The sequence below is a fragment of the Halonotius sp. F2-221B genome (assembly GCF_046719765.1).
Lineage (GTDB): Archaea > Halobacteriota > Halobacteria > Halobacteriales > Haloferacaceae > Halonotius.
In genome coordinates this window covers 24,428-39,985 of the sequence record NZ_JABEBY010000018.1, presented here as the reverse complement: position 1 = coordinate 39,985, position 15,558 = coordinate 24,428, and the positions used below count along the sequence as shown (strand labels likewise).

Sequence of the window (15,558 nt, the reverse complement as noted above, 5' to 3'; positions counted from 1 at the left end):
CTCATTGTTGAAGGCCGTGTCGGACAGTGTCGTGATCAGGCCACCCAGACATCCTGGCCTGTCCTCATTGCACCGGTGATCCGGACACTGTCACACGAAAACCTCGATTGCGGCAAGAGGATTGACCTGAATCGCCAACCCACGGATACTGAAGATCCCTACGCTGGCTTCAAACCGACTACGCCCGGAATGACCGAGCCATCACGACCACCAACAGGAGGTCGAGAATGAACGCTACGTCTGAGGCCACTGGTACGGCCAAACGCACGATTGCGATTCCCGCGCTCAAGACGAACTCCGCTCGGGCAATACTGGATGCATTCGGGGATTCAATAATCCAGCTTAATGCGAGAGGAAGTGTCGTCACACCTAACGAAGACCTGCTTGACGAGCTCCGTGAATACGGTGTCCTTCGAGAGCAGGAGACAAAACAGAAACTCGATATCGACTACACTCAGCTACAAGATTCGAACAGCTCTGAGCCAGATAATCCCTGGGATGAAGCTGCCATCGATACCCTCTACGAACATCTCAATGCCATACTTGATGCGGAGTCTCAGTCAGTCGAACCAGATCTCGCAGTGAATTCATTCACGATCCGGGTTACTGATGAGACACTCCAAGCGGTCACTCCGGCTCGGACAGACGAGTTCGACCTCCGCTTCGAAGCTGCACCGGCTGAAGAGGCAATTCGAGAGCAGACTCGTCGGGCTAATGCGGACCGCGGTCTATATACCGAACTTGGATTCAACGTCACTAACCTGAATCTCCACTCGGTCATCGAGACGGCCACCAAGTACACTGAACAATCCGATGGGCAGTATCTGTCGTGGAACGGTCCAAAGGATGATACCCGGCCGAATGTCAACCCGCAGCTATCCGTTCGCATTAATGACCGCATCTTGCCGGATCAGTACGGCCTGCTCAAACCGTATCACGTCGTTGCTGACGAGGTAATCGATGTGGCCGATGATGCACTCGACGACGAAACCGGACAGAGTGAAACTGACGATGGGGATGGGAACTCGGAGAGTGACAGCTAATGCCACCGGCAAAGTTCAGCGTCGATCCCGAGGCAGATGAGGGATTCTACGTCCTCGTTGGTAGCGAACTCACGGTGTACGAGTCCTACGACGCCGCAGTAGATGAAGTACAGGAGAAAATCGCAACCGAGACTGACAGCTTCTTAGCTGAGGTTACCATCGACAACGATGGCAACGACGACGACGTGGCTATCAGCCTCGAACAGGTCGGTTGGCAACAGATCATCCGGGATATGACCACCGAGAAAGGGGAGGTTCAGGCCCCATGAAACGGGCTGAACTCCCGATTGAGTCGCTGGTCATCGATCCGATGCAGTCTCGTGACCAAGCTTGGACAGGTGATGACACTGATCAACAACTGGCTGCCGCCATCGATACTGATGGTCTATACAATGATCTCATTGTCCGGCCCGTTGACGCTGTCGAGATGGGGGTAACTACTGATTCCACAGACAGTGTTGACAACGGCCGCGATGGTGATGTATCAACTCCGACTACAGACGGAGAGTATGCCATTGTCGCTGGATCGCGTCGGTATTATGCTGCGATGGAAGCAGGCTATGAGACAGTTCCGTGCAAGATTCTGCAGGCGAACGATCTGGATGCCGCATGGACATCTCTTCTCGAAAACACAGACCGACGCGAACTATCCGAGCAGGAGATTGCACAACAACTCAATCTGATCTATCAGTTGATTCGGCCCGAAGAGTCCAGTAGCGGAGATGAAGTCACTGATACATCAGTTGTACCCGGCTTCGATATCGAACAGGATCGCTTCGATACCGACGAGGAAGCCCTCGCTCACATGGCTGAGCGATATTGTGGCCGCTCTGACGAGAGCGCGATTAGCCATATCGAAGAACACCTACAGACGGCCGCACTCCCACCGGTGCTACAGTCACTGTTTAAAAATCCCGAGGAACGAACGGCCAGCGAGCAGACAGCCTTAGAGAACTACGGGATCGATACCCGTGCGACACTCGGGAGTGGGGAGGGAAAATCCGGAACCTCACGGGCGGTTGTCGCGCTGCACGATACATTTGAGTCCGAATTGGAGGCCGACAGCATCGATCCAACAAATGCGGTCTTAGAGACTGTTGGATCACTCCAGTTCGAGGAGATGTCGGAACTTGAACTCCGCCAGTCGCTTCGAGAATTCCGGAAGGATGTCTCGACGGCCCTCGATTCGGAATCACCGACCGAGCACCGGGAGGCATTCAGTGAGACGCTACAGCAGCACACTGAAGAACTCAAAGAGCTACACGAAGAGATTGAGCCGAATCGGCCATTCAAGCGGATTGATTTGCAGGGCCCAGAAACCCAACGGCATAGTCGATGGCACGTCCAGGCGATGCGCTCGCGGGGGGCCGACACGCACACAGAACTGGCAAGGGAGCTGTACTTGGAACGGCTCGAAACACTAGCCGACGAACGGGGGTGGGAGTAAGCATGTCACAGGCACCATCGAATCCGGCCACCAACCGCGAGTTGTTGCCGGATACCTACGACGAGCTGTTGCCTGTTGATCATCTTATCCATGGAGAGCACAACCCCCGTCGTGTCCGGCCATCGGAAACACTGAAACAATCCATTGCCGGATTCGGGATCAATAAGCCACTGATCGTGCGTCCAGATCCGGACGAAGATGATGTATATCACATCACGGATGGCTGGCAACGCTACCAAGCTGCCGTCTCCTGTGGGTGGGAACAACTGCCGGTTCGGATCTATGAGGATACATTAGATGCTCTCGAAGCGACCGAAATGGAGAGTATTGTTCGGGAGTGGTCAACCTACGAGTGGGCACAATACTGTCGCTCCTTGGCGGACGAAATTGAGACTGGTGTAGAATCAAAGATCGAGCGTGCCCGGCAGGTTGCTGCCCGAACCAGCCGTGATGCCAATACTGTTCGACGTTACATCGATGTGCTGTCGCTGCCTGATGAAGTACATGTCCTGCTGTCGGATGGCCCAGATGGTACTGACCAGCAGTGGTCGGCATTGAAGAATTATAACGAAGATGTTCGCCAGTACGGCGATCTTCAATGGCGGGTCGCCGACCGACTCGCTCGGAACCAGAGCGACCTCTCGACTAAACGAGTGATCGAAATTGCTGCCACCGCTGTCGAGTTCCAGGCTGTTGAACAAGCCATTGAGTTTGTGGATCTTGCCGTGGCCAATCCCGAAACAAGGGTTGATATGCTCCACCGGAAGGTGTTATTCGGGGAAGATTATGATCAGTATCTGGTAATTCCTCGCATCCCGGTGCAACTCTCAACAGCGGAGAAGCGAGCGATCATGGATTACTGTCATGAGCAGCGCAAACCGCTCTCCAAGATTATCTCAGAGAATATTACAAGCTTAGCGAGTGAGCTCATGGATTCTGAGGGTGATCAGGTAAGAGGTGATGAAGATGACTAGATGGCATGGTGTCGATGAACTCCGACAGTCATGGTGCTTGCTTACTCTAGGTGTCGATCAGACAGATTCTGAAACGTACATACAAACCTGTGAAATTGGAGACGGAAATGCAGATCAATTAGTCGAAACAGATAGATTCTCCACGAGTGATTCTAACGGGGAATCCGAGTTGTTACACGCGATTGGCGCAAAATTAGATGAGCGTCGGTACGACGGTGTTTCCTTGGTTACACCGACTTGTGAAACACTATCGATCCTCCGAACACGATTCGTTGAATGCGACGACATTCAGCAACCAACATTACGAGGGTTCAATCATATTGCTGTCTCCGAATTACTGGAAACATATTTCAACAAAAATTGTACAGGCCAAGAGCCATCTCCGATTGACCAGTACCTGTGTGATGAATCGACAGCAGGTGAAGACTGGCTCTCTAAAATTGAAGAGGTTTCTGTGACTGCGTTGTGGGAAGCTCAGACTACTATAAGACCGCTGGTACCGCCGGAAGCCCTCCGAGGTACGCCACTGTAGTTCAGGAGAAATTCATGGATACAAATCCCGAGACGACGTTTGTTCGTCGCAAATTCACGATCACAGAAGAATTGGACGCAGAATTAGAACAGATGGCTGATAATAACTACCAAGGTAACGTGAGTCTGTGTCTACGGCAATCGATCTCTGATCACCGTGAAACGCTCAATGGAAACGGTGATCTCACTATTCGCCACTTGATTGAGTCTGTCGCCCACATCGAAGACCAGATCAATAATCTTACTGAATCAGTCAACTCATTAAACGAACAAAAACACCCATCAGACGGAAGTCTATCTGAGGCGGAAAGTATGGGTGTTAACTTAGAGGAAGGTGCTGATCCAGCCGCAAAACAGGTTATCTCTGTTTTAGAGAAGGCAAATACACCGCTCAGAGTAGCAGATATCATCGAGTACGTTGAGATGCAACCTATTGATGTTCGGCAAATATTGGGCTACCTGATAGACCACGGTCATGTATTCACTACTTCAGGAAACCCACCTCGATATCATCTTGCCAAAATTAGCCCTTCTCTGAATAATGATCACAATAGGCATCGAGGTGAGGACCTATGACGCCGTGGTCGTCAAACAGTGACACGATAACAGATTGGTTTCGTACTCATATATCTCGTCTTACTCAAGAGTCATATAGCCAAAATATCGAGCCTGAAGTTACAGATTCGGATCGATTCACAGTTTCGGACCCATTTGTTTGTGCATACCTAGAAGCCCGAAGCGGTCGGAAACTCACTGAAGAGTCTGCATCAACATATGAGAATCACCTAAGCCAGTATGTTTCCTTTCTCAAAGCTCGTGACGTGCATATTCTGGATGTTACCCTCACAGATATAATTGCATACGTTGAGAATTGTGTGGATCTTGGGAACCGCCAATCGACGATTGAGGGCAAGCTGACGGCTGTGCATGAGTTGTATGTCTATATTCGGTTACGAACCGATGCTGCTGACGTATTGACAATTGATCCAATCGAATTAGATCGAATCGATCTATCAGAATACAATACGCCGCCACCAATTGAACGCGAACCACTTGATCGGCAAGAGCTTCGGAAACTGTTTGATGCGATGAACAGCTACCGGAATCGTCTGATAGTAATTGTCGCAGCTGAAACAGGGTTGCGAAACTCTGATCTTCGAAATATTCAGGTTACTGATGTCAATTTTGAGGCGTGCGAAATCTACGTTCGTGATCCAAAGAATGGGGCACCCTACAATGTGCCTATTAGCCGGGAGCTACGAACAGAACTTCAAATATGGTGTGATCAATATCGCGCTGGTTATGCAGCAGGAACGAGTGGGGAGTATCTGTTTCCTGCACACAATGGAGGGAAACTGAAGACCAACAGTGGACTGAATACTATCGTCACATCTGCGGCAGAACGAGCTGGTCTTCAGAGGACAATTGGGACATCGGAGGTTCCACCTGGACAACGTGAACAGTACGATGGAGACATAGAAGTAAGAGAATGGAATCGGGTGACGGTTCATACACTTCGACATACTTGTCTCACACTAATGAAAGAAGCAGGCGTACCGCTTCCATACCGGCAACTGGTAGCTAACCACCGTAATCCGAAAACCACTCAACAATATTCCCATGGGCGTGGGCAGGAGTTTTCATCGATCCGAGATCGATTTGACGTGCCGAGATAGTTTCTATCGTGATCTACTACGTTCTATACGCAACCGTCTGTAGATATCTATTATTTTATCAAATATTGGTAGTATAGTATTTAGAATAATAAACTCACAGACACAATCATTTGTATGATATATTCTATCTTTATTAACCCACTATGTTCAGAATTGACAAGATTCGCAGATCCACTTAGGATGGGAACTAAATGCCCACTTCAGTTCTTCAAACGGGCGTTTGAAGAACTGAAATGGGAATTACATGGGCATTACCCCAGTTAATGTAACGAGAGTGAAAGTATTTGAGATAGTTCACCGAATAGAATACTTATACATAAATCAGATTATGAACAAAAATGGTGTCTAATCATACAGTATCTACCTCGCTGTAGAGAATACTTATAGAATTGAGATGTCGATTCCATCAAATTTCTTTCTTATTTCTTCTCTGGAGGCCTCCTCATCGATGCCGTATTCATCCGTTACATCTCTTGAGTGATCCAATGCATATATTCGTGCGTCTTTAGATACCTCGTTATTTTTCAACAACCGAGAGAAGGTATGCCGCAGAGTATGCACATCTACTTTCCATTTAGTCCTATAATCTCTATTATTGTTGAACATCTCTTTTTGTTTTCCAGTTATCGATATTTCGCCTATCTTTTCTTGGATTCCAGCCTCTTTGGCAGCAGTATGTACAAGTCTATTATATTCGTCTTTTGATAATTTTCCCTCTTTTCTAGAAGGAAATAGATATGGATTGTCTTCATTTGTAATATAACTTGTGCGAACATTTTGAATCCAGTGCTCAAGCAAGGCAGCTAATTTGTTGGTCAGTGGTATTATATAAGTTCCTCCAGATTTTGTATTTTTTAGTTTTATTTGCTTCTTTTCTAGATTTACATCAGATAATTTTATTAAAGTAGTTGCTTTGGCTCGGGGTCCTGTTTCTATATTAGTGAGAACCATCAATTTGTTTCTGAGATCGTCTAATGCCGCCATCAGTTGCTTTATTTCTTCGTTTTTAAGTGGTTCTCGCTCATATTTAGTATCCGTGCTATAATTACTTGGATCTATATTTTCAGACATCTTCCAAGAAACTTCTGGGAACTTTTTATTCTCTGCTTCAAACCGGCTTATTGCCCCTTTGATTGCGCTCTTATCTCTGGTAATCGTAGATTTAGCTAACCCTTGTTTCCCTCGATCTTCGAAATAATCTCGTACATCTACAAATTCGACATTATTTATACAGACTCCTTGTAGATGAATGCTCTCAATAAAAAATCGAAGAGAACAATTATACTCATACACTGATTTCACAGGTGCCTCATTAGATAAGTATGCAATACAGTGGCCGCATTTAGGGGGAGTAATATCTAACTCGTCAATTTTTTCTTGATACTTATTTTTCATTTCTTCATAACAACCACAAACTGTGGTGCTATCTGAATTTTTTCTTTTTTCAACCTTTCTATTTTTCTTATTCTCTCTTTCACCCTCTGTTTTCTTGTCTGGGGTGCTTCCCGTCGATTTTTGATCGGTTCTATTATCGAAATCCGTCAGCTTCTTATTTTTATCTGTCATTTTTATATATCAATTTCGTACTTGTCGGTATTGTCACTGACTGGGCTGATAATGCCCTCTTGTTGTAGAGATCTGATCTTGGGAACCACAGATACAACATCTCCCCCAATCCTCTCTACAATGTCATCAACAGACAATGGATGAGATTTAGTTAGTTCTTTAACAATTTTATTTTCTGTTTCAGAGTTGGTTTCAGAAGCTAAACTATCTGCATTATCTGACGATTGTTCAGCTATATGAACCACATCAGAGTTTTGTTCTTCTATTTTCTCGTGTACAGTTTCAATTTCTTGTGTTAGGTGTTTGATTTCTGTCTGTAATGATTCAATATCTGTATTTTCATTCTCACTAAGATACTGCGAGTGATGCTGAATTGCTGCTCGCACAGCCTCACTACGAGATGCATATCGCTTCTCAACAATTTGATCCAGCAGATCATTATGGTGATCAGTAAGGCAGATCTTCGTGCGTATAATATCGCCTGTATCAGTAGTTTGACCCTGTTCTGAGTCTGATTGGTTTTCTTGATTCATTCTACACTCGATAATTAGTGAAAGGATAGGGAAGATAACAGGTCGATGGGGGGGTAGGCAAAAATTATATATAGTTCGTTTATCGCTCAAATTCATCGTTCAAAATAATCATAATTGTAGCACTATATGGCAATGTATGGACTTAGAGGAAGATCGGAACATTCAGTCCAGTCATATATATAAGAATGAGCGAAAGTTCCTAGCTGGATTACCGCATAGTGATGATCTAGATTCTGAAAAAAAGAACAAAGCCCGCCGTAATATTATAAATAAACGTCTTCCCAGTCTTCCCCAACGGATACAAGCCCTGGTAGATGATATTGCACTTTTAGATGCTGGTGGATTTCTTGATTCAGAGTATGGGTCAGAAGAGTGGGAAGAGTTGCTAAATATCGAACCCCGACTCCACTTGGAACGAGATTCCGAGTTCGTTGAGCCTCATACTTGGATGCCTAATACTAAATTTGATCACGAGGTTCGCTTGGGCTATACAATAGGACAAATGCTCCGGTCACTTACGTTCTTGTCAGACACAAACGTTAGCTACGATGAATTGGGATGGGGGTTTACAATAGGAATGTTCGGTGAGCCTCGTTCTAATTTTAAAAAAGAAAAGAGAAATATGGCTAGTTATTTGGATTATATTCAGAATAAATTTGAAGATAAGAACGAATATGCATCAGAAATAAATGATGTGATAGAAATGAAATCAGTTGAAGAAGAGTTATCTCAGAGCTCTATTAATGAAAGGCATATTCTAGGAAATCACAATGGTATGAGAGAAAGGAGTCAAAAAGCAAGACGGGCAGTTCAAAAATATAAACAAGCAGATTCTGATTCAGTTGGACATAAGACAAATGATCATGACTTGGAGTACTTGAGATTTTTAGAAGAGATACTAACTCATCCTGAGGAAATCGTTGGTGCAGTGGAATTAATAAATCAAATCCGAGACTCAATTAAATTGATGAATAACAGCCAAAGTGGTCAACTCTTTGCTAAAGAAGTCTTTCAGGTGGTTTGGAACACAGACAGTAGATATATTAGGAGAAACAAAATAAAAAGTGAATGTAATGCAAGTAAGAAACAAGTTACTGAAATAATGAATAATCTCGGGAGTGATTCCTCTTCTGATAAATGGATAAATGAACCCCCTCTCGTCAAGAGAGAAGGAAATAATAGAGTAGGTGGAAAATGGTCATTAACAGATCTTGGCTATGTAGTTGGATACGCGATGTTCGAAGAAAATGGGGGCGAATTTGTTAACCGTGCTATTGGTCAAGTTATTACAGATCAGCCTGACCAACATGAGATACATAATAGAATTTTTGACGCCATTTTTGAAATATGAACGCTTATTTGTAAAATTAAATGTGCCGTTGTAGTCTAATTCGTAAAAAAAGCCATTCGTGTGCAATATATCAACAGTCATTCGATGATAGTTCGGTTCTACAGATGGGCGTACGCTTCTAATCGGCGTTTTCGTATTGCTGCCATAGAAAACGTAAATGCTGTACTCATGTCTCTCAAAGAGATGGTAACAACTTGCTTAGTAGGTTCCAAAGACTGCTTTCAGTTCGTCTTGCATTGATTCACGGCGGTATCGCCGTTTTTCGGCTTCTGAGAGATAATTTTGGGAAACAATCTCAGTACTTGACGAACCCTGATCCGCAGCGATACCCTTCAAGCCTTCCATCATCTGCTTGACTGCTTCGTTGTAGGTTGTATACCAGAATCGACGCCCCATCTTGGCAGTTGGCGTTACACCCTCAACGGTGACATCGGCGGTCTCAGCAAGCTGTTTGAATCGGTTTGTGACCGTCTGCGGTGTGATGTGACCCGTTGTTGACCGATCAGATGGGAAAAGATAGCCATCCCACCCAGGGTCATCAAGATCGACAATTCGCTGTTTCAGAACATCAACACCGAATAGCACGGCGACCTCACCAGGCCCGTTCTTGCGTTGCTCGAAGACGATTCGGTTGTCCTCGTCATCACCGAGAACAAACTGATCCACCGTGAGTGAGGCTACTTCATTCGGCCTTAGTCCCCACGCACCGAGTGCCAACAGTAACAACTTTTCGTCGATACTCTCGGCTGCCTCGTAGATGGCTCGCATTCCGTCGGCGTCAACAGTCTTGTTATCGGGATTATCAATCTCCCAGCGGAACTGGTCATTGGCTCCATCAAGTGGATTGTACTTTGCACCTTGGAAGCGAACCTGATAGTCGTAGAATTGTTGTACGTCGCCGAGGTACTTGAGCCGGGATTGATCGGTTGAGAGCCGATCTTTGAGTACGTCGAAGACGGCCATACAGCGGTCGTTTTCGGTGGGCCGTTCCTCTATATCGTCGAGGGTTCGCGTGAGGCTAACCGCTCCATGCAGCTGCTCGTATATTCGAGTGTACTCGGCTAGACGGGAGCGACGACTTTTGACTGTAGATTCAGCGAGTTCCCCGCGATCACGTTGTGTCGAAAGATACTTCTTGATCGCTGTAACCGTCTCGTCGTTCTGAACACTCCAGTCGTAGCCGGAATCATGGTCAGAGTCCCTAGGGGTATGGTCGCCAAGACCCACTTCCTCGACGAAGAATTCCTTCACAGTCAGGTCATGATGCTCCTGAAGAGCGTAGGACAACCCCGAGAAGCCGTGGTCAGCCAGCCATTCGTAGCTGGGACGGCCGTGATCTGGGTCGTGATCGTCGTCTCGCATCGCCGGTCGAATCTCGCTGTAGTAGAAATCGACCAACTCGTCGAGTGACTTCCGTGACCACTGGTACTGTGATTCGCTCACGGGAACCGCCTCGCTGTGGTTTGGGGTGATTTGATATCGGCCATTCTTGTGGAGTAGCGTTTATCTCACAGCTATCTAATAGTTTTGGTGAGTTGAGTGTCGTACTTGGACAACTGACTAAGTAGCAAATAGCCCGTGAATAAGCCGAAGCATCAATAAACTATATGACGCTACATCAAAATCAGACAAGATTTATTATTTATAAGCCAACAAATCATTTCCAATTTTCAAATGGCTCTTACATAAGATAGCGAAACAACGGCGCCGATCTCAAACCTATAAAATCGAGCTGTGCAAAATACAGAGATTAAATCCAGCAAAGACAGTGTATCGGTCAAACTGGTCGGGGGAACGCATAATTAGATATTTCTCGATAGAGAATCACAACGTATTTATGAAAAATGACCCAAATGGTGAGGATCTAAAACTTACCTCAACTCGACGACACACTCTTAAATTGGTTGCTGGAGCGACACCTACAGTTATATTTGGAACGGGATCTGCGACAGCACAAACACAGAATAGACAACAGTGGGCCTTCGAAGTTGAGGGTAGCATTGAATCACCACCAACCGTGGTTGATGATACGGTGTTTATTGGTAGTCTGGACACAAATCTGTATGCAGTAGATGCTGAGACGGGAGACCAACAGTGGACGTTTGAAACCAATGGTCGGATTTTTTCATCTCCGACCGTAGTGGATGGGAACGCCTACATTGGGAGTCATGATAAACACCTGTACGCGGTGAATGCTGAAACAGGTGAACAACAATGGACGTTTGAAACCAATGGTCGGATTTTTTCATCTCCGACTGCAGTGGGCGGAACCGTCTACGTTGGCAGTCGTGACAACAACCTCTATGCAGTGGATGCAGAGACGGGTAACCAACAGTGGGCCTTCGAAACTGGAGATATTGTAGTTTCATCACCAACTATCGTCGATGGCATCGTCTATGTTGGCAGTCACGACAACAATCTATATGCGGTGGATGCAGAGACAGGCGACCAACAGTGGGCCTTTGAGACTGCGAATTCTATTGCCTCGTCGCCGACGGTTGAAAATGACACTATTTTCGTCGGGAGCAACGACGCCAATCTTTACGCAGTGGATATCAAGACTGGAAATCTACAATGGGCCTTCACAACTGGTGGCATTGTTTATTCGTCACCAACGGTAGCTGATGGGACTGTATTCGTCGGAAGTGATGGCAGCAATCTCTACGCCATAAATGCTGAGACTGGTGAGCAACGATGGGTCTTTGAAACTGAGCGAATTGTTTACTCGTCGCCAACGGTAGTTAATGGAACTGTCTTCGTTGGCTGTCTTGATTCTAATCTCTATGCGGTGGATGTCAAAACTGGCAACCGGCAGTGGGCTTTTGAAACCGGTGATGTAGTTTATTCATCGCCGACAGTGGTCGATGGTACTGTCTTCGTCGGGAGTTACGACAACAATCTCTACGCGCTGGATGCAGATGTGAGCGGGTCAAGTGAAGGGTCTCGGGTCAATTTGGGCACACTGGGACATCACGGAGACTGGAATCAACAGGCATCGTCAGGTGAATCCAGTAGTCCGAAAGTTGATGTGCGTAATGTATCATTGAATCCAAAGGAAGTTACCAGTACCAATGAAACACACGTACTCACGTTCGCTGTTGAGAACCTCAGCACTGATAATGGAAAAGATGACTTTGACATAGCAATGCCGAGCAATGTTGAGGTTGATAATGTTAGTATCGTCAGGTCAGATGGGCTTGAACCGACGCCATCTGATCCAACACCATCGAGTCCAATTGAATTCAGTGTAAACCCAAGCACAGGCGATATTACCAATTCTCCTGTTGAGTTTGAAGTTGAACTTAATCTTTCCCCAGCCGGTAACTGACAGACACGCACTGTCTATCCTGCATGCCAATTGGTAGCAATATCGCTAATCTGACTGTTGTTTCACTCAGTTAGGCAAGAATATTCCAAATTCCCTATTTCTATGAAGAATAAAACCGCTTTGCGACGGGGTTTATTCGAGATCTCTTCGTGACAGTAGTGAGGAGGCGGCAGTTGGCTTGACCGAAGCTGGTTGCGTGCTAATGGAAGACCGGAAGATCAATTTCTCTGATACAGCGAAAGATCAACTTAGAGCCGTAATTTCAATCCCGCTGCTGTCGAATGTGAGATTCGCGCTGTCCACGACAGCATGGAATCGTTTGCGATGATGACCATCAGCGTCGAGTGCAACGGTACTTTCGATCAGCCCAGCTGACTCAAGAGAGTTCAGCCGGCGATAGACGGTCGGGCGTGACGCGTCCAGTTCCTCGGCTAACGTGGCGGCGGCTGTCGGACGATCAGCCAGAGCCGTCAAGATATTCCGTGCATACGTGTCGGAGATGACCTCCAGAAAACACTCTGCATCGATGGACTCTGTCGTGTGGGGTTCTGTACTGTGCCGGGAGTCCGGTGGTTCGCTCTTAGACTCTATCGCTGACATCGTATTTGTACAGTCCGACCGATACCCAGTGTAGCCCGCTGCTATCATTCTCAATCGAACTCTGAAGCAACTCTAGTTATCTTCAGCATGTTAGCTTTAAATGGTATATTCTACATTTCGGATAGGTGACTGCAAAGCAAGGGGCAGACAAATCATGCTGGGAACCTGTGAACTTTCTCAGCCGGGAGATACTTGATGGATGGCTCGTCTTGAACAACTAAGATGGCCCCCGAGCAATCAACCGTGACAGTCTCTGTTGGCGATTCAGTGGCTGATACTGAAGATGATGACCCCGACGAAGCCATTGTCGTGGACTGCCCTGCAGACAAAACAATCGCCGATTGGGAACACGAAACGGATTCGGGAACGACCACGGCTGCTGCGGAAAATCCAGAGTATGCTACCGACGAACAACTCGTGATCGTGGCGTTTCGAGATGCCCTTGCCGATACGCTCGACGACTGGCAAGCTCTTGACCCAGATGCGCTCTTTGAGCAGGTCGTCGAACACGACATCAACCAGTATGGATTTCCAGCAGGTCGCTTGGAACAGATCGAACCTGGCGAGTTAGACGCAGAATGGCTTGATAGTCTTGCTGAGCGGTTTACCGACGCTGGCTGGGATGTTACTCACAAGACGACTGAACTCCGCCTCACTCAGTATGATGAAGAGTATCGGATTACCGCAGATGGGACAGTTGTCGGCGAAGGTGAGTATCGAGAGCCACTGGAAAATATCGTTGCGATTGAACGATGACCACAACCAGCATACGCTCTCTCCATGGTAATCGCTGCTCTTCACAGTACTAAATTGAATCACTTTTCAACCTCGGCAGCGTGCTTGTGGTATGGAAATTTCTGATGATTTGCTTTGCCTCTTCACTGCCCAGGTGGGTGCTGAAGACGATTCATATCACATTGAGATTCCGGATCGAGAGATAGAGAACAGCGCGATAGACACGAGTGGAACATACCGCGTGGCACTGCTGCCGGTAGATGCAGACACTGTATCTGACTCCCCAGCTGATCAACCAGCCGAGCCAGCACCTGAACAAGAAGACAAGCAACAGCCACCTGTCGATGTCGGCGAAACACGTGAAGTTGAGATCGATAGCATCGGAGACAAAGGCGACGGGATTGCCCGAATTGATCGAGGCTACGTTGTCATCGTTCCGGACACAAAGGTTGGCGACCGAGCAACCGTTCGGATTGAGACTGCAAAAGAGAATGTTGCTTTTGCAGAAGTCGTTGAACGACATCACACACCCCAACACAACTGAGATTCACTATCAGATAGCTACGAGTATGACCGAGTTCAGCACTGGAGACACAGTTCGCATCGATATCCCTGACGAGACAGACCCTGATCATGACCAGTATCACGGCGACCACGGTCGAATTATTGATGTCGTCAAAGGCGAGCTAACGACACTCACCGGCGAGCAAATAGAGGAGCCACGCTACCGGATACGATTGCCAGACGGTGAAGAACTTGAGCTCCCAGCCCACGCCATCCGGCCACCACTCCAATAACGGCTCCGACAAGTAGACACAGAAAATCAGATCTGAGCAACAGTTTCACACTCGTTTCTATCAGCCAAGGGAACTTTGAGTTGGAATTTAACACATTCGGTAGAAATATATTTCGCTATTTCAACAATCGATTGGGCAATGTTCGAATTAAATAGTTTCCAGCGGGATCTGCTGTATTGTATCGCTGGGCTAGGTGGCTCATACGGCCTTGGAATCAAGCGTGCGGTCGAAGACTACGGAGACACAGAAATCAATCATGGACGGTTGTATCCCAGTCTCGACACGCTCGTTGAGAAGGGGTACATCGCTAAGAGTAGTATTGATGACCGAACAAACAACTACGAATTGACTCCAGAAGGGCGGGCGTTGCTTGCCGACCGCCACGAATGGGAGGCGAAACAACTCTCTGAAGGTGACAATGGGTAGTCGATTCGGCTCTGACCAAGCGGAATAATCACCCACCTATCGGTCATTCAGGTTCTGCAGACCACTCAGCCCGATCAATCGAGTAGCCGCCACACTCTGGACAGGAGTGATGGTGGACAGGAAATTGGCTCCCACAATGCTGGCACTCGTACGGAGCACCCCGGTCATCTTGCCCAGAAAGCACCGCCAAAATCGCCCCCACGACACTCATGGGTACTCCCACACTGGAGGCAAATATAATAGTTGGTGACCGTTAAAATCGCAATCAAGCACCCGAATTATGGATCAGCTCCCGACCGGGTGTGAAATGTAGTGCCTGATTTGAACTCGGTGAGTTCTTCGATCAGGGCTTCTAATCCTTCGACCTCTTCTCGGAGTTCATCAGTTTCCTCACCTTCCGCAGCGGCTAACAGAGATTGTATTTTGCACGAAGCTATCAGCAGGAAACCATTAGTAAAGTTATTATTTTTGTGGCAGGCTCAACGACCGAAACCGATCAATGGCTGTGCACCTTGGGTAGTTTCACAACAATTGACTGGCTGATTATTTTG

General features: G+C 46.9%; 16 protein-coding genes. 12 read left to right on the top strand and 4 right to left on the bottom strand.

The genetic code is table 11. From position 1 onward, the window contains the following. Positions 1-227: 227 nt before the first annotated feature. From HKK80_RS12860 to HKK80_RS12835, 6 genes are all read left to right on the top strand, one after another. The gene (locus HKK80_RS12860; RefSeq protein ID WP_411799998.1) at positions 228-1,043 is read left to right on the top strand and encodes a hypothetical protein; all 816 of its coding nucleotides are present in this window, start codon (positions 228-230) and stop codon (positions 1,041-1,043) included. Next, the gene (locus HKK80_RS12855) at positions 1,043-1,312 is read left to right on the top strand and encodes a hypothetical protein (protein ID WP_411799997.1); all 270 of its coding nucleotides are present in this window, start codon (positions 1,043-1,045) and stop codon (positions 1,310-1,312) included. The genes HKK80_RS12860 and HKK80_RS12855 overlap by 1 nt, the downstream gene beginning before the upstream one ends. Beyond that, on the top strand, positions 1,309-2,490 hold the full coding sequence (locus HKK80_RS12850) for a ParB/RepB/Spo0J family partition protein (protein WP_411799996.1): 1,182 nt from the start codon (positions 1,309-1,311) through the stop codon (positions 2,488-2,490). Before HKK80_RS12855 ends, HKK80_RS12850 begins: the two co-directional genes overlap by 4 nt. A gap of 2 nt (positions 2,491-2,492) precedes the next feature. After that, positions 2,493-3,464, top strand: coding sequence for a ParB/RepB/Spo0J family partition protein (locus tag HKK80_RS12845; protein ID WP_411799995.1), 972 nt, complete (start codon positions 2,493-2,495; stop codon positions 3,462-3,464). Positions 3,465-4,010: 546 nt separating this feature from the next. After that, the gene (locus tag HKK80_RS12840; RefSeq protein ID WP_411799994.1) at positions 4,011-4,571 is read left to right on the top strand and encodes a hypothetical protein; all 561 of its coding nucleotides are present in this window, start codon (positions 4,011-4,013) and stop codon (positions 4,569-4,571) included. Beyond that, the gene (locus HKK80_RS12835; protein WP_411799993.1) at positions 4,568-5,671 is read left to right on the top strand and encodes a tyrosine-type recombinase/integrase; all 1,104 of its coding nucleotides are present in this window, start codon (positions 4,568-4,570) and stop codon (positions 5,669-5,671) included. Before HKK80_RS12840 ends, HKK80_RS12835 begins: the two co-directional genes overlap by 4 nt. Before the next feature lie 381 nt (positions 5,672-6,052). On the opposite strand, the gene HKK80_RS12830 is transcribed toward HKK80_RS12835, so the two are convergent. Continuing rightward, entirely contained in the window at positions 6,053-7,237 is a 1,185-nt protein-coding gene (locus HKK80_RS12830; RefSeq protein ID WP_411799992.1) for a tyrosine-type recombinase/integrase, read from the bottom strand. Positions 7,238-7,239: 2 nt separating this feature from the next. After that, on the bottom strand, positions 7,240-7,770 hold the full coding sequence (locus HKK80_RS12825) for a hypothetical protein (RefSeq protein ID WP_411799991.1): 531 nt from the start codon (positions 7,768-7,770) through the stop codon (positions 7,240-7,242). A gap of 136 nt (positions 7,771-7,906) precedes the next feature. Between HKK80_RS12825 and HKK80_RS12820 the strand changes: the two genes are divergently transcribed. After that, the gene (locus HKK80_RS12820; RefSeq protein ID WP_411799990.1) at positions 7,907-9,121 is read left to right on the top strand and encodes a hypothetical protein; all 1,215 of its coding nucleotides are present in this window, start codon (positions 7,907-7,909) and stop codon (positions 9,119-9,121) included. A gap of 198 nt (positions 9,122-9,319) precedes the next feature. On the opposite strand, the gene HKK80_RS12815 is transcribed toward HKK80_RS12820, so the two are convergent. After that, on the bottom strand, positions 9,320-10,564 hold the full coding sequence (locus HKK80_RS12815; protein WP_411799989.1) for a site-specific integrase: 1,245 nt from the start codon (positions 10,562-10,564) through the stop codon (positions 9,320-9,322). Positions 10,565-10,958: 394 nt separating this feature from the next. On the opposite strand from HKK80_RS12815, the gene HKK80_RS12810 reads away from it, so the two are divergent. Continuing rightward, on the top strand, positions 10,959-12,449 hold the full coding sequence (locus tag HKK80_RS12810) for a PQQ-binding-like beta-propeller repeat protein (RefSeq protein ID WP_411799988.1): 1,491 nt from the start codon (positions 10,959-10,961) through the stop codon (positions 12,447-12,449). A 243-nt stretch (positions 12,450-12,692) separates the two neighbouring features. On the opposite strand, the gene HKK80_RS12805 is transcribed toward HKK80_RS12810, so the two are convergent. Then, complete coding sequence (locus tag HKK80_RS12805; RefSeq protein WP_411799987.1) at positions 12,693-13,049, bottom strand: winged helix-turn-helix domain-containing protein; 357 nt, start codon at positions 13,047-13,049, stop codon at positions 12,693-12,695. Between the two features lie 267 nt (positions 13,050-13,316). On the opposite strand from HKK80_RS12805, the gene HKK80_RS12800 reads away from it, so the two are divergent. The 4 genes from HKK80_RS12800 (at position 13,317) to HKK80_RS12785 (ending at position 15,007) form a co-directional block, all read left to right on the top strand. Beyond that, entirely contained in the window at positions 13,317-13,805 is a 489-nt protein-coding gene (locus tag HKK80_RS12800) for a hypothetical protein (protein ID WP_411799986.1), read from the top strand. 91 nt (positions 13,806-13,896) lie between these two features. After that, on the top strand, positions 13,897-14,328 hold the full coding sequence (locus tag HKK80_RS12795; protein ID WP_411799985.1) for a TRAM domain-containing protein: 432 nt from the start codon (positions 13,897-13,899) through the stop codon (positions 14,326-14,328). Between the two features lie 25 nt (positions 14,329-14,353). Then, positions 14,354-14,581, top strand: a complete 228-nt coding sequence (locus tag HKK80_RS12790; protein WP_411799984.1) for a hypothetical protein — start codon at positions 14,354-14,356, stop codon at positions 14,579-14,581. Positions 14,582-14,719: 138 nt separating this feature from the next. Continuing rightward, positions 14,720-15,007 (top strand): PadR family transcriptional regulator, encoded by a 288-nt coding sequence (locus HKK80_RS12785; protein WP_411799983.1) that lies wholly within the window; start codon positions 14,720-14,722, stop codon positions 15,005-15,007. Positions 15,008-15,558 lie beyond the last annotated feature (551 nt).